At 56.3% G+C, this 19,480-nt stretch carries 18 protein-coding genes, 1 tRNA gene and 3 other RNA genes; 7 read left to right on the forward strand and 15 right to left on the reverse strand.

What is annotated here, in order from left to right; genetic code table 11:
• The first annotated feature begins 86 nt into the window (after positions 1-86).
• The 5 genes from mntR (at position 87) to AC559G_RS05210 (ending at position 1,340) form a co-directional block, all read left to right on the forward strand.
• Positions 87-560, forward strand: coding sequence for a manganese-binding transcriptional regulator MntR (gene mntR / locus AC559G_RS05190; protein WP_438598470.1), 474 nt, complete (start codon positions 87-89; stop codon positions 558-560).
• A gap of 196 nt (positions 561-756) precedes the next feature.
• A tRNA-Ser gene (locus AC559G_RS05195) sits at positions 757-846 on the forward strand.
• Between the two features lie 46 nt (positions 847-892).
• Positions 893-1,003: non-coding RNA, RtT sRNA (locus AC559G_RS05200), on the forward strand.
• Between the two features lie 47 nt (positions 1,004-1,050).
• A non-coding RNA gene (locus AC559G_RS05205) (RtT sRNA) lies at positions 1,051-1,172 on the forward strand.
• A gap of 46 nt (positions 1,173-1,218) precedes the next feature.
• A non-coding RNA gene (locus tag AC559G_RS05210) (RtT sRNA) lies at positions 1,219-1,340 on the forward strand.
• Between the two features lie 73 nt (positions 1,341-1,413).
• On the opposite strand, the gene ptsG is transcribed toward AC559G_RS05210, so the two are convergent.
• The 14 genes from ptsG to yceD all read right to left on the reverse strand — a co-directional run bounded on the left by ptsG (position 1,414) and on the right by yceD (position 13,834).
• Positions 1,414-2,847: a PTS glucose transporter subunit IIBC gene (gene ptsG, locus AC559G_RS05215; RefSeq protein ID WP_279026676.1), complete on the reverse strand. Its 1,434-nt coding sequence runs from the start codon at positions 2,845-2,847 to the stop codon at positions 1,414-1,416.
• Positions 2,848-3,281: 434 nt separating this feature from the next.
• The gene (locus AC559G_RS05220) at positions 3,282-4,058 is read right to left on the reverse strand and encodes a metal-dependent hydrolase (RefSeq protein WP_279026678.1); all 777 of its coding nucleotides are present in this window, start codon (positions 4,056-4,058) and stop codon (positions 3,282-3,284) included.
• A gap of 13 nt (positions 4,059-4,071) precedes the next feature.
• A complete protein-coding gene (holB, locus tag AC559G_RS05225) occupies positions 4,072-5,082 on the reverse strand; it encodes a DNA polymerase III subunit delta' (RefSeq protein WP_498911756.1) in 1,011 nt (336 codons plus the stop codon).
• Entirely contained in the window at positions 5,082-5,717 is a 636-nt protein-coding gene (gene tmk / locus AC559G_RS05230; protein WP_498911757.1) for a dTMP kinase, read from the reverse strand. Before tmk ends, holB begins: the two co-directional genes overlap by 1 nt.
• Complete coding sequence (gene mltG / locus AC559G_RS05235; protein ID WP_498911758.1) at positions 5,707-6,732, reverse strand: MltG/YceG/YrrL family protein; 1,026 nt, start codon at positions 6,730-6,732, stop codon at positions 5,707-5,709. The genes tmk and mltG overlap by 11 nt, the downstream gene beginning before the upstream one ends.
• A 13-nt stretch (positions 6,733-6,745) precedes the next feature.
• Positions 6,746-7,543, reverse strand: a complete 798-nt coding sequence (pabC, locus tag AC559G_RS05240) for an aminodeoxychorismate lyase (RefSeq protein ID WP_498911759.1) — start codon at positions 7,541-7,543, stop codon at positions 6,746-6,748.
• Between the two features lie 169 nt (positions 7,544-7,712).
• Positions 7,713-8,954 (reverse strand): beta-ketoacyl-ACP synthase II, encoded by a 1,242-nt coding sequence (gene fabF / locus AC559G_RS05245; protein WP_462615989.1) that lies wholly within the window; start codon positions 8,952-8,954, stop codon positions 7,713-7,715.
• Positions 8,955-9,036: 82 nt separating this feature from the next.
• Positions 9,037-9,273: an acyl carrier protein gene (gene acpP / locus AC559G_RS05250; protein WP_095848863.1), complete on the reverse strand. Its 237-nt coding sequence runs from the start codon at positions 9,271-9,273 to the stop codon at positions 9,037-9,039.
• Between the two features lie 154 nt (positions 9,274-9,427).
• On the reverse strand, positions 9,428-10,162 hold the full coding sequence (gene fabG / locus AC559G_RS05255; RefSeq protein WP_438598464.1) for a 3-oxoacyl-ACP reductase FabG: 735 nt from the start codon (positions 10,160-10,162) through the stop codon (positions 9,428-9,430).
• A 12-nt stretch (positions 10,163-10,174) separates the two neighbouring features.
• On the reverse strand, positions 10,175-11,104 hold the full coding sequence (gene fabD, locus AC559G_RS05260) for an ACP S-malonyltransferase (RefSeq protein WP_498911760.1): 930 nt from the start codon (positions 11,102-11,104) through the stop codon (positions 10,175-10,177).
• A gap of 18 nt (positions 11,105-11,122) precedes the next feature.
• Positions 11,123-12,076: a beta-ketoacyl-ACP synthase III gene (locus tag AC559G_RS05265; RefSeq protein ID WP_498911761.1), complete on the reverse strand. Its 954-nt coding sequence runs from the start codon at positions 12,074-12,076 to the stop codon at positions 11,123-11,125.
• A gap of 6 nt (positions 12,077-12,082) precedes the next feature.
• The gene (plsX, locus tag AC559G_RS05270) at positions 12,083-13,117 is read right to left on the reverse strand and encodes a phosphate acyltransferase (protein ID WP_498911762.1); all 1,035 of its coding nucleotides are present in this window, start codon (positions 13,115-13,117) and stop codon (positions 12,083-12,085) included.
• Positions 13,118-13,128: 11 nt separating this feature from the next.
• Complete coding sequence (rpmF, locus tag AC559G_RS05275) at positions 13,129-13,296, reverse strand: 50S ribosomal protein L32 (protein ID WP_095844658.1); 168 nt, start codon at positions 13,294-13,296, stop codon at positions 13,129-13,131.
• Between the two features lie 16 nt (positions 13,297-13,312).
• Positions 13,313-13,834, reverse strand: coding sequence for a 23S rRNA accumulation protein YceD (gene yceD, locus AC559G_RS05280; RefSeq protein WP_438599714.1), 522 nt, complete (start codon positions 13,832-13,834; stop codon positions 13,313-13,315).
• 142 nt (positions 13,835-13,976) lie between these two features.
• Here yceD and AC559G_RS05285 point away from each other — a divergent pair, with 142 nt between their 5' ends.
• A complete protein-coding gene (locus tag AC559G_RS05285) occupies positions 13,977-14,558 on the forward strand; it encodes a Maf family protein (RefSeq protein ID WP_498911763.1) in 582 nt (193 codons plus the stop codon).
• Positions 14,559-14,600: 42 nt separating this feature from the next.
• Here AC559G_RS05285 and rluC read toward each other — a convergent pair whose 3' ends face one another.
• Positions 14,601-15,560 carry a 23S rRNA pseudouridine(955/2504/2580) synthase RluC gene (gene rluC, locus AC559G_RS05290; protein WP_438599712.1) on the reverse strand — a complete coding sequence of 320 codons (960 nt, stop codon included), beginning with the start codon at positions 15,558-15,560 and terminating at the stop codon, positions 14,601-14,603.
• 583 nt (positions 15,561-16,143) lie between these two features.
• On the opposite strand from rluC, the gene rne reads away from it, so the two are divergent.
• Entirely contained in the window at positions 16,144-19,458 is a 3,315-nt protein-coding gene (rne, locus tag AC559G_RS05295) for a ribonuclease E/G (protein WP_498911764.1), read from the forward strand.
• Positions 19,459-19,480: the final 22 nt, after the last annotated feature.

The raw sequence follows: 19,480 nt of genomic DNA on the forward strand, positions 1-19,480 counted from the left end.
TGATAAGACGTGTACTTTGGTCTACCGTAACGCTAATCCCTTTACTCTGGGGCCGCTGAGTTGTTTTGCATACAGGATGCGTTGACATGGTAGCCAGCATACCGGATGACACAGAATCGCCCATTGATGCGGCAGAAATGCCGGATGAGGCCGCACAGGCGCTCCGCTTTACCCGTGCACGTGAAGCGCAGGCCAATGTGCTGATTGAAGACTATGTCGAATTGATCGACGACTTGCTCTCTACCCAGCGGGAAGCACGCACCACCGACATTGCCAAACGGTTTGGCGTCTCTCACCCTACCGCCATCAAAAATATCGCTCGGTTGAAAAACGCCGGCCTGGTTGAATCACGCCCCTACCGCGGCATTTTTCTCACCACCGAGGGCACGCTGCTGGCGCAAAAGGTGCGCCACCGCCACCGGGTGGTGATTGAGCTGCTGATGAAGCTGGGCGTGCCGGGCGCGACCGCCGAGCTGGACAGCGAAGGGATTGAGCACCATATCTCTGATGAAACGCTGGCGGTGTTCGAGCGTTTTTTGCAGCATGATGGGCCTGGCTGACGCCGGGCTTTTTACTATATATCGCCGCACTTTTTTGCTTTTCATCTCCCCAGCCGGAGCGAGTTCCGTTGCACTTTCCAGCAAAGCGAACATTGCTTAACCAGATGATGAAAAACAGAGAAATTGTTCTTGACCCATTCCGCCTGACTCCATATAGTAGCGCCCCGTTGCACTGATGAGTACGCAACAAAAAAACGGTGAGGTGTCCGAGTGGCTGAAGGAGCACGCCTGGAAAGTGTGTATACGCGAAAGCGTATCGAGGGTTCGAATCCCTCCCTCACCGCCATATTCAAAGAGAAAGCCTGAGCGCAAGTTCAGGATTTTTTGCATTTATATTGCACATACCGGGAGGGTGAGAACCCTCGACCGGGTTCGACAAAACGCCCTGGCGTTTTGCACCGCCGCAGGGTGAGCGCAGCGAATGTATCCCTCCCTCACCGCCATATTCAAAGAGAAAGCCTGAGCGCAAGTTCAGGCTTTTTTTGCATTTATATTGCACCTACCGGGAGGGTGAGAACCCTCGACCGGGTTCGACAAAACGCCCCGGCGTTTTGCACCGCCGCAGGCGGCCCGCAGGGTAAGCGCAGCGAATGTATCCCTCCCTCACCGCCATATTCGAAGAGAGAGCCTGAGCGCAAGTTCAGGCTTTTTTGCATTTATATTGCACATACCGGGAGGGTGAGAACCCTCGACCAGGTTCGACAAAACGCCCTGGCGTTTTGCACCGCCGCAGGCGGCCCGCAGGGTAAGCGCAGCAAGTGTATCCCTCCCTCACCGCCATATTCGAAGTTCGGGCTTTTCTATAGACAAAAAAAGGGAGGCTTTCGCCTCCCTTAAAAAATGATAACCGAAATCAGTTATTGCGGATGTAATCATCCATATCGGTTTTCAAGTTATCAGATTTGGTACCGAAGATAGCCTGAACGCCAGAGCCAGCAACAACCACACCGGCCGCGCCCAGTTTCTTCAGGCCAGCCTGGTCAACCTTAGACACATCGGCCACGCTAACGCGCAGGCGAGTGATACAGGCATCCAGGTTGGTGATGTTTTCTTTACCACCAAACGCTTCAACCAGCGCAGCGGACATCTCGGTGCTGCCCTGCACTGCCTGATCGGCAGAGCTGTCTTCGCGGCCAGGGGTTTTCAGATCCAGTTTAGCGATCAGCACGCGGAAGATGGTGTAGTACACCAGGCCGTAGATCACGCCAACGATCGGGAACAGCCAGATTTTGCTGCTGTTGCCACTCAGAACGATAAAGTCGATCAGGCCATGAGAGAAGCTGGTGCCGTCACGCATACCCAACAGGATACAGATTGGGAACGCCAGACCGGCCAGAATCGCATGGATTGCATACAGGATCGGTGCCACGAACATGAAGGAGAACTCGATCGGCTCGGTAATACCGGTCAGGAACGAGGTCAACGCCGCAGAGATCATGATGCCGCCGACTTTTGCACGGTTTTCCGGCTTGGCTGAATGCCAGATGGCAATTGCCGCAGCAGGCAGGCCGTACATTTTGAACAGGAAGCCGCCGGACAGTTTACCTGCCGTTGGATCGCCTGCCATATAACGTGGAATATCGCCGTGGAACACTTGGCCGGCCGCGTTGGTGAACTCACCAATCTGCATTTGGAACGGCACGTTCCAGATATGGTGCAGACCAAACGGCACCAGAGAACGCTCGATCAAACCATACAGGCCAAAGGCAACAACCGGGTTCTGGTATGCAGCCCACTGGGAGAAGGTTTGGATCGCGGTACCGACGGGTGGCCAGATGAAGGACAGGATCAGGCCCATGATAATCGCGGCCAGGCCGGAAATGATCGGCACAAAACGCTTACCGGCAAAGAAGCCGAGGTATTCCGGCAACTGGATGCGGAAGAAGCGGTTAAACATATAGGCCGCAATGGCACCCGAGATAATCCCCCCGAGCACACCGGTATCCGCCAGGTGCTTGGCCGTGATTTCTTCGGCCGGCATATGCAGAACCAGCGGTGCGACAACGGCCATGGTTTTCACCATGATGCCGTAAGCCACAACGGCGGCCAGTGCAGACACACCGTCGTTATTGGTAAAGCCGAGCGCCACGCCGATAGCAAAAATAAGCGGCATATTGGCGAACACCGAACCACCGGCTTCCGCCATCACATGGGAGACTACCGCTGGTAGCCAGCTAAAATTGGCGGATCCGACACCCAGCAGAATACCTGCGATGGGCAGTACGGACACCGGCAGCATTAGCGATTTACCTACTTTTTGCAGGTTTGCAAATGCGTTCTTAAACATAGTTGAGTGTGCTCCTGAGTAATAATGCTTTGCGATTTCTCGCGATTTTTCGCGCAACCAGAGAGAGTGAACCTCCCCAATGACGCAGGGTGTCTGAGCACCCCTTTAATTTTTACGCAGCGTAAAATAAATAGCCTGCATAATGTTTGATGACTGTCACGTTTCAATGAATCAGCACCTTCATTTTTCACGATTTCAGCTCTTTAACAGAAACCGAACGGGAAAAGCGCCTTTCATGCGCGCTAAAACGGGTGCAAACATTACCTGTTTCAGCCATTAATTACGAGCTTAAAAAAAATTACGCCAACCGTCCCACCCGTTACCGGCCATGCTGCCCCGGCGCCTAACTCGCAACAGTGGCCCCGTGGCGAAAACGGCACACGGCCCTGCCGCGCAACATCGCAAGATGGCGCGGGCAAGGACTGCAAACAGGATTACAGCTTAATGTGAAACAAGTGTGAAAAGTTAGCGGTGGTGGCCTCGGCCAGTTGCTCCAGGCTCACGCCTTTCAACACCGCGAGATATTCGGCAACGTCACGCACATAGGCAGGCTGGTTCTCCTTGCCACGGTGTGGCACCGGCGCCAAATAGGGGGAGTCAGTTTCCACCAGCAAGCGATCCAGCGGAACGTAACGCGCCACATCACGCAGTTGCTCGGCGTTGCGGAACGTCACAATGCCGGAGAACGAGATATAAAACCCCATATCCAGCAACACCTGCGCAGTGGGAAGATCTTCGGTAAAGCAGTGCAACACCCCGCGGCAATCCTGGGCATTTTCCTCACGCAGGATGTTCAGGGTGTCTTCACGCGCATCGCGGGTATGCACAATCACCGGCTTATTCAACGCCCGCCCCACGCGGATATGCTCACGGAAAGATTCTTGCTGCAACGCCCAGTTATCTTTCTGATAAAAATAATCCAGCCCGGTTTCACCGAGCGCCACCACCTGTTCTGCCGCCGCCAGGCGGCGCAGTTCTGCATAGTCGTAACCGCCTTCCAGGTTGAGCGGGTGCACACCGCAGGAAAAAGCGACGTTGTCACGTTTGCCGATCAGCTGCGTCATCGCCTGGTAGCCAGGCAACGTTGTCGCCACCGCCAGCAGATAGCCGACGTCACGCGCCTGCGCTTTAGCCAACACGTCATCCACGTTTTGGTGCAACGTGTCATAATCCAGGCCATCCAGATGGCAATGTGAATCTACTAACAACATAATTTTCAGCTCTTTACAACAAAGTGAGTGAGGAACCGCCGGCCTGACCGCCCTGCTGTTCCCAGTTAAGTAGCTGCTCGGTCAACAGCAATTCACGGTTAACGCTAACCACGGTCAACAGTTGCTGACGGCACTGGAACCACTGCTGCACAATAGCCTGTAACGCAGGGCTGGCGTAGTGGCAGGCCAGTTGGTGCACCAGCACCTGTTGATCCTGATTCATTACATAGGCCGAAGCGCCCTGCTGCCACTTCATGGCGTCAATCAACAAAGCGCATAGCCAGTGTATCCGCTCGCCGACGTCATCATGGTTCAATACCGGTAACAGCGCCAGCATGTCATGGGTTGCCAGTGCCTGCGTTAACGCCGTGCATAATGCGGCGCGTTGTTGCCAGCGTGCCGGTTGCAATAACTGTTCGGAGGCAATCGGCGCCCCGCCGCACAGGCGCAGCGCCGTCAGCCGTTCAACCGGGTTGCCGGGCTGCAGTTGGCGATCCAGCCATTGTAGGCTGTGTTGCTCGTCCGGGCTGGATAAATGCCAATAGAAACACCGGCTGCGCAACGTCGCCAACAGCCGTGAAGGTTCGCGGCACCCCAGCAGGAAATAGGTATTGGCAGGCGGCTCCTCCAACGTTTTTAACAGTGCATTGGCCGCCGCCTCCGTCAGTTGTTCCGCCTGCGGCAATAGAACAACCTTGGCGCCCCCCTGCTGCGCATGGGCATATAACGTTTCGATCACCTGGCGGATCGGCTCGACACCCAGGCTGCTTTTGCCCTTTTCCGGCGTGAGCGTATGGTAATCCGGATGATTGCCCGCCAGCATCAGGCGGCAACTGTGGCATTCACCACAGCTTTTTCCACCCTGATGGTGCTGGCAGAGCAACCAACGGCTAAGGGCGTAAAATAACGCGTTGTCGCCATTGCCGGGTGCGGCGTGCAACAGCAACGCATGGTGGCCGTGGCCTGCCGCATACTGCCCGATCAGTTGCCGGTAAGGTCCGTTTAACCACGGAAACCAATCCATTACACCGCGCCCTGTTGTAACCACTGGGAGAGGCACTGGTTGATGGCTGCCTTGACCTGCGCCAACGGCTGCGCCGCATCAATGGTCACGATGGTATCGTCCTGCGCCGCCAGCGCCAGGTATCGTTCGCGCGTGCGCTCGAAAAATGGCAGCGCTTCTTGTTCAATGCGGTCCAGATCGCCACGCGCACAGGCACGCTGCAACCCCACCAGCGGCGGCAAATCCAGATACAGAGTGAGATCCGGTTTAAAATCCCCCAGTACCGCGTCACGTAACACTGTCATCAGTTGCGGATCCACTCCGCGGCCGCCCCCCTGATAGGCCTGTGAGGATAAATCATGGCGATCGCCCACCACCCAGGCGCCGCGCGCCAAGGCTGGCTTAATCACCGTTTCAACCAACTGCACGCGCGCGGCATACAGCATCAGCACTTCGGCTTTGATCGTCGGCAGTTCACCTTGATAGCCGCGCTTGAACAGATCGCGCAGCTTCTCTGCCAGCGACGTACCGCCCGGCTCGCGGGTGAACACGATGTCATGAATGCCCTGTTCATTCAGCGCCTGCACGACGGTATCGCGCGCAGTGGTTTTGCCAGCGCCTTCCAGCCCTTCAATAACGATGAATTTACTTTTCATTCTTTTCCTTTAACGCCTGGCGATAGGCCCGCACGGCCAGATTATGGCTAGCCAGGTTAGTAGTAAACGTATGCCCCCCCTTGCCGTCTGCAACAAAGTACAGGTAAGGCGTTTTTGCCGGGTGAGCGGCGGCTTCCAGCGAAGCCTGGCTCGGCATGGCGATTGGCGTCGGCGGCAAGCCGCTAATCACATAGGTGTTATAGGGTGTTGCCGTCTCCAAATCTTTGCGGCTGATGGTGCCATTGTATCCTTCGCCCATGCCATAAATCACCGTGGGGTCAGTTTGCAGCCGCATGCCAACGCGCAGGCGATTAACAAAAACCGAAGCCACTTTGGTACGTTCAGCCGGGATCGCCGTTTCTTTTTCGACAATCGACGCCATAATCAGCAGTTCCTGCGGCGTTTTGTAGGGCAGCGAAGCATCCCGGCCCTGCCAAATTTCCTGCAACACTTTGCTCATGTGCGCGTGGGCGCGTTTGAGCAGCGCAACATCGCTCATTCCCGCGGTATAAAGATACGTATCCGGATACAGGTGCCCTTCCAGCACGGCATCTTTCGGCAGCCCCAGCGCCTGCGCTATCTCCTGCTCGTTTTTCCCCGCCAGCGTATGGTTGAGGTATTTAGCCTGCCGCAGAATCTGCAGCCAGTCACGCAGGCGCGAGCCCTCAATAAAACGCGCACTGAACTGCGCCTCTTTACCGCTGGCCAACAGTTGCAACATCTGGCGTACCGTCATGCCGGGCGTAAAGCGGTACGTCCCGGCCTTGAACTCTGCCAGCTTCGGCTCCAGCCGCAGCAGCCACGGGAACCATTTGCCACTGTGGATTAAGCGGTCACGCACCAGTAACCCTTCCAACCCGGCACGCCCCGTGCCGGCCGGCAATTTGAAAATCGTTTCCTGCTGGATCGCCAGCGGCGTATCCGCAAACCGTTCCACCTTTTGGTAACCCCAAAACAACAGCGCTATCACTACCACCAGCAACAGCAAAATACGCTTCAACTTGCTTTTATTCATCAATCAGCCATCTTCAACACTGCGAACATAAAAAATCATATAATTGGCGCGAATGATAACGCCATGAATGCGCGCTATTTACCGGCAGCAACGGCATTAGCGCATTGCTGACCATCACTTCGTCGGCGCTGGCCAAGGTTTCCAGCGGCTCCGCAACCTGATGCAACTGGTACTCGCTGCTTGCCAGCACGGACATCACGCGACGGCGCATTAGCCCCGCCACCCCTGCCTGGCTCAAATCCGGCGTGAATACGTTTTTTCCCTTACGCCAGAATAAATTAGCCGCACAGCATTCCACCAGCCGGCCGGCGGTGTCAAGCACCAGCGCTTCATCGGCATCAGTCTGGTCAAGATGTGTGCGGATTAACACCTGCTCCAATCGGTTAAGGTGCTTTATCCCTGCCAGCATCGGGTTACACGCCAAAGCCACCGGGCTCAACGCCAGATGAATGCCGCGCTCACGCCACTGCAGGTAATGCTGCGGGTAGGTGCTGCGGGAAACAATCCGCGTCGGATGGCTGCAACCGTGCGGGCTATAGCCGCGCCCACCGCTGCCACGCGTCAATATTGCTTTAATAACACCCAGCGGAACCGCCTGCGCCGCATGCGCCATTTCAGCTTCCAATGCCGCCCAGTCGATCGCGGGCAGCATCAGGCGCTCGGCGGCCTGCTGCAGGCGCTCGATATGCCACCCCAGCAGTTCAACCTGGCCGTTAATGGCGCGGGCAGTGGTAAAACAGCCGTCGCCAAACTGTAAACCACGATCGCTCGGCGCCAGCGCATCGTGCTGCTGTCCATTAATCCAATACATGGCCTTCTCCGCATGATAGAGACTTATCACAGCATAACAGGCGTTGCCGGCAATCGCAGCATTGCTGCCCACGTGGCCGGATTACCAGCGCTTTCTGAACCCCGTCGCCATACAGGTAAAAAAAAGCCCGGTAAAATACCGGGCTCGGGCAATAGATGGAGTTCAACAATTACACGCGGCGGAAAATCAGAGAGCCGTTGGTACCGCCGAAACCAAAGGAGTTACACAGCGTGTACTCCAAATCCTTCACCTGACGCGCTTCATGCGGCACGAAGTCAAGATCGCAACCTTCATCCGGATTATCCAGGTTGATGGTTGGCGGCACAATTTGATCGCGCAGCGCCAAAACGGTGAAGATCGACTCAACCGCGCCCGCCGCACCCAACAGGTGCCCGGTCATCGATTTGGTCGAACTGACCAGCACGCGCTTGGCATCGCTGCCAAACACGGTTTTCACCGCTTGGGTTTCAGCCTTGTCGCCAGCCGGCGTTGAGGTGCCGTGGGCATTGATGTAGCCGATTTGTGACGCCGTCACACCTGCGTCTGCAAGCGCGTTTTCCATCGCCAACGCGGCGCCGGCACCGTTTTCCGGTGGCGACGTCATGTGGTAGGCATCGCTGCTCATACCGAAGCCGACGACTTCTGCGTAAATTTTCGCACCACGCTTTTTGGCATGCTCATACTCTTCGAGCACCATCATGCCTGCGCCATCACCCAACACGAAGCCATCACGATCTTTGTCCCACGGGCGGCTTGCCGCCTGTGGGTTGTCGTTGCGGGTAGACAGTGCGCGCGCAGCGCCAAAACCACCGACGCCAAGCGGCGTACTGGCTTTCTCTGCCCCACCCGCCAGCATAACGTCAGCATCATTGTAGGCAATGATACGCGCAGCATGGCCGATATTGTGCACGCCTGAGGTACAGGCGGTGGCGATGGAAATGCTTGGGCCACGCAGCCCGTACATGATGGTCAGGTGGCCTGCAATCATGTTGACAATAGTGGACGGCACGAAGAATGGGCTAATTTTGCGCGGGCCACCGTGGAGCAGTGAGCTGTGGTTATCTTCGATCAAACCCAGGCCACCAATACCGGAACCAATCGCAGCGCCCATGCGGGCAGCGTTAGCCTCGTTGATATCCAAGCCGGCATCTTGCATGGCTTGAATGCCAGCGACGATCCCGTATTGAATGAAGGCATCCATCTTGCGCGCATCTTTGCGTGAGATGAAATCTTCAGAATTAAAATTCTTTACCAAGCCGGCAAAACGCGTTGCATAGGCTGTAGTATCGAAATGGTCGATCAGGCTGATGCCACTCTGACCGGCAAGAAGAGCTTTCCACGTGGACTCTACCGTGTTGCCGACAGGAGACAACATGCCCAGTCCGGTCACAACTACTCGACGCTTAGACACGTGTGTCCTCCAAGGAGGGATAAAAATAACACCAAGAATAGAAAAAACTTAGGCGGTCGAGTGACCGCCTAGATATGTTCGCTTACTGCTGGTTAGCGTTGATGAAATCAATAGCTGCCTGAACAGTAGTGATCTTCTCAGCTTCTTCGTCTGGAATCTCGGTGTCGAATTCTTCTTCCAGTGCCATTACCAGCTCAACGGTGTCAAGAGAATCAGCGCCCAAGTCTTCAACAAAAGAAGCGTTATTCAGAACTTCTTCCTGTTTAACACCCAGTTGCTCAACGATGATTTTCTTAACGCGTTCTTCGATAGTGCTCATACTCTTAAATTTCCTATCAAAACTCGCTTTCGCGATGGTTTTCGTAGTGTATAAAATGTTGAAAAAGATGCAACTAAATCCCGGCTGGTCAAACCACGATTTTACGCTATTTTGCGGGTTTTGCCCCAAATAACGCAAATAGTTTTCGCATTTTTTAAATCATGTACATGCCGCCATTGACATGTAATGTCTCACCGGTGATATAGCCAGCCTCATCTGAGGCTAAAAATGCAACAGCATTGGCGATTTCTTTAGCATCGCCGAGCCGGTTGGCCGGAACCTGTGTCAAAATGCCTGCACGCTGCTCTTCTGTCAACGCCCGAGTCATGTCTGTTTCAATAAAACCAGGCGCAACGACGTTAACCGTTATGCCACGAGAAGCCACTTCACGCGCCAGCGATTTGCTAAAGCCAATCAGGCCCGCCTTCGCTGCGGCATAGTTAGCTTGCCCGGCGTTACCCATGGTTCCGACAACCGAACCGATGGTAACGATGCGGCCAAAACGCTTTTTCATCATCGCGCGCATAACCGCTTTTGACAGCCGGAATACTGAAGTCAGATTGGTGTTCAGGATATCCTGCCACTCGTCGTCTTTCATGCGCATCAGGAGGTTATCACGCGTGATGCCAGCATTATTGACCAAAATGTCGATTTCGCCAAATTGTTCTCGGATCGCGCCCAGCACACTGTCGATAGATTGCGCATCGACAACATCCAGTTTAAAGCCTTTACCGTGGGTTCCCAGATAGGAACTGATTGCTTCCGCACCGCTATCGCTGGTCGCCGTGCCGATAACCGTCGCGCCGCGGGCAACAAACGATTCTGCAATTGCCCGGCCGATACCGCGGCTTGCGCCGGTCACCAGGACGATTTTTCCTTCGAAGCTCATGGTTTTCCTCTATTATTGCTCAAGCGCCGCTGACAGGCTTGCAGGGTCATTCACTGGCGCCGCCGTCAGGGTGTCAACAATACGTTTGGTCAGGCCGGTCAACACTTTGCCGGGGCCGATCTCCAGCAGCGAGGTAACGCCCTGCGCCGCGATGTATTCTACGCTCTCAGTCCAACGAACCGGGCTATACAATTGGCGCACCAACGCACTACGGATCGCTTCCGGATCGTTTTCCGTACGCACATCCACGTTATTGACCACCGCAACCTGCGGCGCGTTGAAGACCACTTCCTGCAGCGCCACAGCCAGCTTATCCGCAGCAGGTTTCATCAACGCGCAGTGGGAAGGCACGCTCACCGGCAACGGCAGCGCACGCTTGGCGCCCGCCGCTTTACAGGCTGCGCCGGCACGCTCAACCGCTTCTTTGTTGCCGGCGATCACCACCTGGCCCGGCGAATTGAAGTTGACCGGGGAAACCACCTGCCCTTCAGCAGACGCTTCGCAGGCTTTCGCAATGGCGTCGTTATCCAGGCCGATGATTGCATACATGGCGCCAGTGCCGGCAGGCACGGCTTCCTGCATCAACTTGCCGCGCAGTTCAACCAGCCGAACAGCCGCAGTGAAATCCAGCACGCCGGCGCACACCAACGCAGAATATTCACCCAGGCTATGACCAGCCATCAGCGCCGGCATACTGCCGCCCTGCTGCTGCCATACGCGGAAAATCGCCACAGAAGCCGCCAACAGCGCCGGCTGAGTCTGCCAGGTTTTGTTCAGCTCTTCTGCCGGGCCTTGCTGCACCAGTTGCCACAGATCGTAACCCAGCGCGCCGGAGGCTTCGCTGAACGTCTGCTCAACCACCGGATACTGCGCGGCCAGGTCAGCCAACATCCCCACGGCCTGTGAACCCTGGCCGGGGAAAACAAAAGCAAATTGCGTCATGTTACTCTTCCTGTTTAATCAAAAACGGACCAGCGCTGAGCCCCAGGTAAAGCCGCCGCCGAACGCTTCAAGCAGCACCAGTTGGCCGCGTTGGATGCGCCCATCGCGCACCGCTTCGTCCAGTGCCGAAGGCACCGAGGCGGCAGAGGTATTACCATGGCGATCGAGCGTCACCACCACCTTGTCCATTCCCATCGCCAGTTTTTTCGCGGTTGCGTTAATAATGCGCAGATTGGCCTGATGTGGTACCAGCCAATCCAACTGGCCGCGTTCCAATCCGCTGGCGCGCAGCGTCTCATCAACGATATGCGCCAGTTCAGTGACCGCAACCTTGAAAACTTCGTTTCCTGCCATGGTGACATAGGCAGGCTTGCTCGGATCCTGGCGATCTTTATACGGCAACGTCAGCAAGTTGCCGTAAGCGCCGTCGGCATGCAGATGGGTGGACAGGATGCCCGGTTCTTCAGAAGCCCCTAACACCACCGCACCGGCGCCGTCGCCAAACAGAATAATCGTCCCACGATCTTCCGGATCCAACGTGCGTGACAGTGCGTCGGCACCTACCACCAGCGCATATTTCACCACGCCGGTTTTCACGAACTGATCGGCCACGCTCAAGGCGTAAGTAAAACCGGCACAGGCCGCCGCCAAATCAAATGCCGCACAGTCTTTCACGCCCAGCTGCTGCTGAATCTGGCAGGCAGAGCTTGGGAACGCGTGGCTCGAGGTGGTGGTTGCCACCACAATCAAGCCAATGTCATCGGGAGCCACACCTGCCATTTCCATCGCTTTTTCTGCAGCGTGGAAGCCCATCGACGCAACGGTTTCATCCGCTGCAGCGATACGGCGCTCACGGATACCGGTACGCGTGACGATCCATTCGTCCGAGGTATCCACCATTTTTTCCAAATCAGCATTGGTGCGCACTTGTACGGGTAAATAACTCCCCGTACCGAGAATCTTTGTATACATGTACGATCAGTCACTCTTAGGTAATACAGCCTCAAGGCGCGCAGCAATTCTGTCAGGAACTTGCCGCTGCACCGCCTGCACAGCCTGCTCGATAGCCACTGCGAACGCTCGCTGGTTCGCAGCGCCGTGGCTCTTGATTACGGTGCCCCGCAATCCTAACAGACATGCGCCATTATACTGGTCAGGGTTCAAATGGCCGAAACGCTTGAGCATCCGCTTTTGCAGCCAGCGGCCCAGCAATGTTAACCACCAGGCCTGCTTGCCCCCTCCCCCTGAAGATTTCAGCAGTGACAAAAATACCCTTATCACTCCTTCCATGGTTTTCAGCGTTACGTTACCCACAAAGCCGTCGCAGACCAAAACATCGGTTTTACCCGTGAGCAGATCGTTTCCTTCCAGATAACCAATATAGTTGATTGCCGGAGTCTGTTTTAAAACGGCGGCCGCTTCACGAATATTATCCAGGCCTTTGCTCTCTTCTTCGCCGATGTTCAGCAACGCCACGCGCGGTTGTGCAATACCAACCACTTCCTCCGCCATCACCGCGCCCATAATGGCAAACTGCACCAGCATGGTACTGTCGCATGCCACGTTGGCGCCCAAGTCCAGCACCACGGTTTTGCTGAGCTGCTGGTTGGGAAGCACCGTCATCAACGCCGGGCGCTCAATGCCCTTTAGGGGCTTGATAAGCATTTTTGCCAACCCCATCAGCGCACCGGTATTCCCCGCGCTGACGCAGGCCTGTGCTTCGCCGGTTTTAATCAGCTCCAGCGCTATGCGCATGGACGTACCGCGGCTGGCACGGATTGCTTGTGAAGGCTTGGCGTCACCGGCAATCACGGATTCGGCGGGCACGACTTGCAGGCGTTCCAGAAGAACCGGATCGGCTTTGGCAAGCAAAGGAGAGATAGCGGCGGGATCGCCGACCAGCAAGAGATGAAGCTGTAAATTAGAGGCCAGTGCCTGCAGTGATGCAGGCACTGTGACGCAGGGACCGAAATCCCCGCCCATAGCATCTAACGCCAGGGTTAGACGAGTCAAGGTATCGCTACTTAGCCGATAACCTTGCGACCACGGTAGAAACCGTCGGCAGTGATGTGGTGACGACGATGAGTTTCACCGGATACTTTGTCTACAGACAAAGGGGTGGTGGTCAGTGCATCATGTGAACGACGCATACCACGTTTGGAACGGGTTGGTTTATTCTGTTGTACGGCCATGGACCTTACTCCTCGATTACTTACGCTTTAAACTGGCTAATACGGCAAACGGATTCGGTTTCTCCGCCTCTGCAGGCAGTTTGCCAAATACCATGTCCGCTTCGGACACTTCACAGTGTTCAGATTCATGTACCGGAACGACAGGCAATGAAAGAATAATTTCGTCTTCAATCATTGCCAACAGATCGACTTCGCCAAAATCATCAACTTCGATCGGTTCGTACGCTTCCGGTAATGCCTCAGCCTGCTCATCATTGACGACCGGGCTAAAACAATATGTTGTGTGGACATGATGCTCAAACGGCACCCCACAGCGCTGGCACATCAACGTTACCGTGACGTCCGCATGGCCGGTGATGACCGCCAGGCGCTGGTTATCGATATTAAACGATAACGAGGCCTGCACATCGCTGTCCACACTGACCACAGACTCGGCAACACGCGTCACCTGCTCAGGCACATAGACACCAACATAGTCCAGGTGTTTCTGAGCGGTACGGGCCGCATCGATGGTCAAGGGTAATTTTACCTTTTGCATAGGGCGCGCATATTAACTTTGTAACGACATAGAGTCAAAGAAAAAGGCCGTAAAAACGGTGCCTTTCACCAATATTCGCTTCCACAGCGGCCGACAGTTTAAAATGCCGAACCTATTTACGCTATGGTTTGCGAAAAAAATTATGCACAGATTACTTTTGGCCTCGACCTCCGGCTACCGAAAAATGCTGCTGGAAAAGCTGCGCCTGCCTTTTATTACCGCCGCCCCCAAGGTGGATGAAACCCCGCTTGCGGGTGAAGATGCCGAAGCGCTGGTGTTGCGCCTGGCTATCGCCAAAGCGCAGGCCCTGGCGCCCACCTACCCCGATCACCTGATTATCGGCTCCGATCAAGTCTGCGTTATCGATGGCAACATCACCGGCAAACCCCATACGGAAGAAAATGCCTGCGCGCAGCTGCGCCTGGCCAGCGGCCGCAAGGTGACGTTTTACACCGGGCTTGCCTTATACAATAGCAAAAACCGGCGCCTGCAAGCGTTGTGCGAGCCTTTCCACGTTCATTTTCGCAGCCTGACCGATGAGGAAATTACCGGCTATGTGCGCCAGGAACAGCCGCTGAATTGTGCGGGCAGTTTCAAAAGCGAAGGGTTGGGGATTGCCTTGTTTAACCGGCTGGAAGGGCGCGATCCCAACGCGCTGGTAGGGCTGCCGCTGATTGCCCTGTTGGAGATGCTGCGGGCCGAAGGCATTGACCCGCTGCGGTAATTCATAGCAGCGGCAGGCGATGCCGCCGCTGGCCGCCCCGCCTCAGCGTGGGGTGGCGTTGCGCAATACCGTCAGGCAATGGCGCAGTTCGTCGTCCATCGGCGCTTCAATACGCAGCGTTTCGCCAGTGCCAGGGTGCTCAAAGCGCAGCGCCGCCGCATGCAGGAACAGGCGTTTAAGCCCGGTGCCGGCCAGTTGGCGATCGAAATCACGATCGCCGTAGCGATCGTCAAAGGCTATCGGGTGGCCCGCATGCAGCGTATGAACACGGATCTGGTGGGTGCGCCCGGTAACCGGGCTGGCTTTCACCAGTGTGGCGAATTCATAGCGTTCTTCCACTTTAAAACGGGTTTCCGACGGTTTGCCTTCGCTATTGACGCGCACGATGCGCTCACCGCTTTGCAGAATATTCTTCAACAGCGGTGCCTGAACCACCTTACAGTGCGACTGCCACTGGCCACGCACCAATGCCAGATAGTCTTTCTGCATCCCTTTCATCCGCAACTGTTCATGCAGCGCGCGCAGCGCCGAACGCTTCTTCGCCACCAGCAGCACGCCAGAGGTATCCCGATCCAGGCGATGAACCAGTTCCAGAAAACGCGCTTCCGGGCGCAGCGCGCGCAGCCCTTCGATCACGCCGAAGCTCAGCCCGCTACCGCCATGCACCGCCGTGCCGGAAGGTTTGTTCAGCAGCAACACATGATCGTCTTCATAAAGGATGCAATCGGCTAGCGCGGCCACTTTATCCAACCGGGCAGAGACCGGCGCCTCTTGCCGCTCAGCGATGCGCACCGGCGGCACGCGCACTACGTCGCCCGCCATCAGCTTATATTCGGCTTTGATGCGCCCTTTATTAACGCGCACTTCGCCTTTGCGCACGATGCGATAAATCATGCTCTTCGGCACCCCTTTCAGGCGTGCCAGTAAAAAGTTATCGATCCGCTGGCCGGCTTCGTCAGCAGAGATGGTTATAAGTTGTACTGCAGGATTGTTCGTTTTCATGGTGCAGAATTCTAAATAGCACCACTAAATAGCGCCACCTCTTTTTATGTGCTTAACTGTCAAACTCAGCGTAAAGTTAATGTTGCAGCAGGATGAACCCCACGTTGTGCGATCCATCGCCAGCCGCGGTGGGTTAAGCCTGCGAACGGCAACTTTTCTTAATGCGTTGAGGAAAAGTCACCTTGCTATAACAGTGTCAGCAATGGAATAATGATGTTACTTCCGCGTTGATTCTCGTTAAAACAGGGAAAATGGTGGAATTGTATAGTTTGTTGGGTTGAGCAGAAGCGCAGCAATGGCGTAAGACGTAATGTAAAATCAAACAATTAGCGGGCTGCGGGTTGCAGCTTGGCCGGAAACTGGAATCAGACCTGTCGACGAAAATCAGAGGCTATTCCCACAGTAAAAGCGCTGTTTTTTCGCAAAGAAATGCAGGCTTACCGAGATAATGCGCCCCTATGCAGGCGACAACCGTGAGGTTGACGGCGTTGCGAGAAGACACGGGGCTTTCGGTTTTAACCCGGTCATGCGGTTATTTCGCCCGCAGCTCTGTCGATAATGTAAAAATAACGAGTAAGTTAAGATGAAAAGAATGTTGATTAACGCAACTCAACAGGAAGAGTTGCGCGTTGCCCTGGTAGATGGACAGCGGCTGTATGATTTGGATATTGAAAGTCCGGGTCATGAGCAAAAAAAAGCGAACATCTACAAAGGCAAAATCACCCGCATTGAACCCAGTCTCGAAGCCGCGTTTGTTGATTATGGCGCCGAACGCCATGGTTTCCTCCCTCTGAAAGAAATCGCCCGCGAATACTTCCCCAGCAACTATTCTTCCCATGGCCGCCCCAACATCAAAGATGTGCTGCGCGAAGGCCAGGAAGTGATCGTTCAAGTTGATAAAGAAGAGCGTGGCAACAAGGGCGCAGCCCTGACCACCTTCATCAGCCTGGCCGGCAGCTATCTGGTACTGATGCCCAATAACCCGCGTGCCGGCGGCATTTCCCGCCGCATTGAGGGTGACGATCGCACCGAACTGAAAGAAGCGCTCTCCTCCCTGCAATTGCCGGACGGCATGGGCCTGATTGTTCGCACCGCCGGCGTTGGCAAATCCGCTGAAGCGCTGCAATGGGATTTATCCTTCCGCCTGAAACACTGGGAAGCGATCAAAAAGGCCGCTGAAGGCCGCCCTGCTCCGTTCCTGATCCATCAGGAAAGCAATGTTATCGTGCGCGCGTTCCGTGACTACCTGCGTCCGGACATCGGCGAAATTCTGATCGACAACCCAAAAGTGCTCGATCTGGCGCGCGAACATATCGCCGCGCTTGGCCGCCCGGATTTCAGCAGCAAAATTAAGCTCTACAGCGGCGAAATACCGCTGTTCAGCCACTATCAGATTGAATCGCAGATCGAATCCGCATTCCAGCGTGAAGTCCGCCTGCCGTCCGGCGGTTCGATTGTGATTGATACCACTGAAGCGTTGACCGCTATCGATATCAACTCGGCCCGCGCCACGCGCGGCGGCGATATCGAAGAAACCGCCTTTAACACCAACCTGGAAGCGGCCGATGAGATCGCTCGCCAACTGCGCCTGCGCGATCTGGGCGGGTTGATCGTTATCGACTTTATCGATATGACCCCGGTGCGCCACCAGCGCGAAGTTGAAAACCGCCTGCGCGACGCCGTTCGCCAGGATCGCGCCCGCATCCAAATTGGCCGTATCTCCCGTTTCGGCCTGTTGGAAATGTCGCGCCAGCGCCTGAGCCCGTCGCTGGGCGAATCCAGCCACCACGTCTGCCCACGCTGTAACGGCACCGGCACCATTCGTGACAACGAATCACTGGCGCTTTCCATCCTGCGCCTGATCGAAGAAGAAGCGCTGAAGGAAAACACCAAAGAAGTACATGCCATCGTGCCGGTACGGGTTGCGTCTTACTTGCTGAACGAAAAACGCGAATCCGTCAGCGCCATCGAAAAACGCCAGGGCGGCGTGAAGGCGATCATCGTGCCTAACGATGAAATGCAGACGCCGCATTACTCTGTGCTGCGGGTCCGTAAAGGCGAAGAAACCAGCACGCTCAGCTACCTGCTGCCGAAGCTGCATGAAGAAGAGATGGATCAGCCGCAGGAAGATGCGCCAATGGAGCGTAAGCTTCCTGAACAGCCGGCGCTGGCCGCCTTCTCGCTGGCCTCCGACGTGCCGCCGCCGGCGGAGAAACAGGCTCAGCCCCAAGCTACAGCCGTTGTTCCTTCGGCAGCCGCCGCCGCGCAGACCGGGCTGGTCGGCCGCCTGCTGGGCAAACTGAAAGGCTTGTTTGCAGCGGATACCACCAGCGCCACCACGCCGGCGGAAGCCGTCGCTCCGGTTGAAAAACCCAAAGCGGAAAGCACCGACAACCGCCGCCAGGATCGCCGTAACCAACGCCGTCAAAGCCCGGCCCGCAAAGAACGTGGCGAACGGGCTGAGAAGACTGAACGTACCGAACGTAAAGAACGCGTTGAAACACGCGATACGCGTGAGGCACGTGATGAGCAGCAACGCCGGAACCGCCGGAATAACGTTGCGCCGGCTGCCGCACCGGTGGTGAAAGAGGAAGTGCAGTCTGAAGAAGCCATCGCCAAAGCCCGCGAAGAGCAACAGCAACGCCGTGAACAGCGTGCAGAACGTCAACGCCGCCGCCAGGAAGAGAAACGTCTGGCGCTGCAAGAGGTGAAGGCGCTGGAGCAACGTGCTGAAGCCCCAGCTAACGACGAAGAGCAGGAAGAACGCAACGCACAGCCAACGCAACGCCGTAAACCACGCCAACTGTCGCAAAAAATCCGCGTATTGTCGGCAGAAGAAGAGCTGCAACAGGCTGCGGAAGAACTGCTGGCGCCAAAAGCACCGGCGGCAGAGCAGCAGCGCGCATTGCCAGCTATCGCCAAAGACGAGGCCGTTAAGGCATTGCCGGAAGAGGCTGCACAGCCAGAAAATGATGCGCAGGCTGAAGGCCGCAATGGTGAAAACGGCATGCCGCGCCGTTCACGCCGTTCGCCACGCCACCTGCGTGTTAGCGGCCAGCGCCGCCGCCGCTACCGTGACGAGCGTTACCCTTCCCAGTCGCCTATGCCGTTGGCGGCAGCCGTGGCGTCCCCGGAGTTGGCCTCGGGCAAGGTGTGGGTAAGTTACCCAGTCGCACAAACGCAGCAAGCGGTGGAAGAAGCCGCTAACCAGGCGCAGCCGCCGGCAGCACCGATTGCCGTGCCAGAAGACGCACCGATCGCGCAGCAAGCCGACACGCCTGTACAGGCAGAGAGCGCCCCGGTTGTTGAACCTGTCGTCCCGGTAGACGCACCGGAGGTACAACCGGTAGCGGTTGCCAACGAAGAAGAGCCAGCGCAACCAAGCGAAGCGCCGCGCGAAACGGCTGTGCAGCAGCCAGCCGCACCGGCAGAAGAAAGCGTTGCCGTTGAAGCTGAAGCTCCAACAGTGGTGCCTGAAGCCGAAGTTGCCGTAGCAAACGCACCGGAACAGACGGCGGCTGCCGAAGCGGTACACGCACCGGTTCCCGAGGTTGAGCCACAGCAACCGGCCTCACCGGCCGAGCCTGTAGCGGTGGCGCAAGATGCTCAACCAGCGGCACCCACAGTGGCTGCTGAAGAGCAACCGGCAGCCGTAGAGGAAGCGCAGCAACCTGCGCCCGTAGCAGCCGTTCAGCCTGCCCAGAATGCGTTCTACAAGCGAATCGCCAGTGCGCCGATGACCAAAGCGCCGGCACCGGCTTATGAGCCACAGGCACCGAAGCACAGTGATTGGCAGCGCCCGGCCTTCGACTTTACCGGGAAAGGTTCTGCCGGTGGGCATGCGGCCGCCAGCCATGCAACTGCGCCGGCGACGCGGCCACAGCCGATTAACGATTAAGCCTGGCTTAATCGCACTAATA

The organism is Gibbsiella greigii, from assembly GCF_039540155.1.
Taxonomy (GTDB): domain Bacteria; phylum Pseudomonadota; class Gammaproteobacteria; order Enterobacterales; family Enterobacteriaceae; genus Gibbsiella; species Gibbsiella quercinecans.

What these genes read in the sequence shown, in the direction of transcription:
- mntR (WP_438598470.1), top strand. Translation starts at nt 87, where the DNA reads ATGGTAGCCAGCATACCGGATGACACAGAATCGCCCATTGATGCGGCA.
- ptsG (WP_279026676.1), bottom strand. Translation starts at nt 2,847, where the DNA reads ATGTTTAAGAACGCATTTGCAAACCTGCAAAAAGTAGGTAAATCGCTA.
- AC559G_RS05220 (WP_279026678.1), bottom strand. Translation starts at nt 4,058, where the DNA reads ATGTTGTTAGTAGATTCACATTGCCATCTGGATGGCCTGGATTATGAC.
- holB (WP_498911756.1), bottom strand. Translation starts at nt 5,082, where the DNA reads ATGGATTGGTTTCCGTGGTTAAACGGACCTTACCGGCAACTGATCGGG.
- tmk (WP_498911757.1), bottom strand. Translation starts at nt 5,717, where the DNA reads ATGAAAAGTAAATTCATCGTTATTGAAGGGCTGGAAGGCGCTGGCAAA.
- mltG (WP_498911758.1), bottom strand. Translation starts at nt 6,732, where the DNA reads ATGAATAAAAGCAAGTTGAAGCGTATTTTGCTGTTGCTGGTGGTAGTG.
- pabC (WP_498911759.1), bottom strand. Translation starts at nt 7,543, where the DNA reads ATGTATTGGATTAATGGACAGCAGCACGATGCGCTGGCGCCGAGCGAT.
- acpP (WP_095848863.1), bottom strand. Translation starts at nt 9,273, where the DNA reads ATGAGCACTATCGAAGAACGCGTTAAGAAAATCATCGTTGAGCAACTG.
- fabG (WP_438598464.1), bottom strand. Translation starts at nt 10,162, where the DNA reads ATGAGCTTCGAAGGAAAAATCGTCCTGGTGACCGGCGCAAGCCGCGGT.
- fabD (WP_498911760.1), bottom strand. Translation starts at nt 11,104, where the DNA reads ATGACGCAATTTGCTTTTGTTTTCCCCGGCCAGGGTTCACAGGCCGTG.
- AC559G_RS05265 (WP_498911761.1), bottom strand. Translation starts at nt 12,076, where the DNA reads ATGTATACAAAGATTCTCGGTACGGGGAGTTATTTACCCGTACAAGTG.
- rpmF (WP_095844658.1), bottom strand. Translation starts at nt 13,296, where the DNA reads ATGGCCGTACAACAGAATAAACCAACCCGTTCCAAACGTGGTATGCGT.
- yceD (WP_438599714.1), bottom strand. Translation starts at nt 13,834, where the DNA reads ATGCAAAAGGTAAAATTACCCTTGACCATCGATGCGGCCCGTACCGCT.
- AC559G_RS05285 (WP_498911763.1), top strand. Translation starts at nt 13,977, where the DNA reads ATGCACAGATTACTTTTGGCCTCGACCTCCGGCTACCGAAAAATGCTG.
- rluC (WP_438599712.1), bottom strand. Translation starts at nt 15,560, where the DNA reads ATGAAAACGAACAATCCTGCAGTACAACTTATAACCATCTCTGCTGAC.
- rne (WP_498911764.1), top strand. Translation starts at nt 16,144, where the DNA reads ATGAAAAGAATGTTGATTAACGCAACTCAACAGGAAGAGTTGCGCGTT.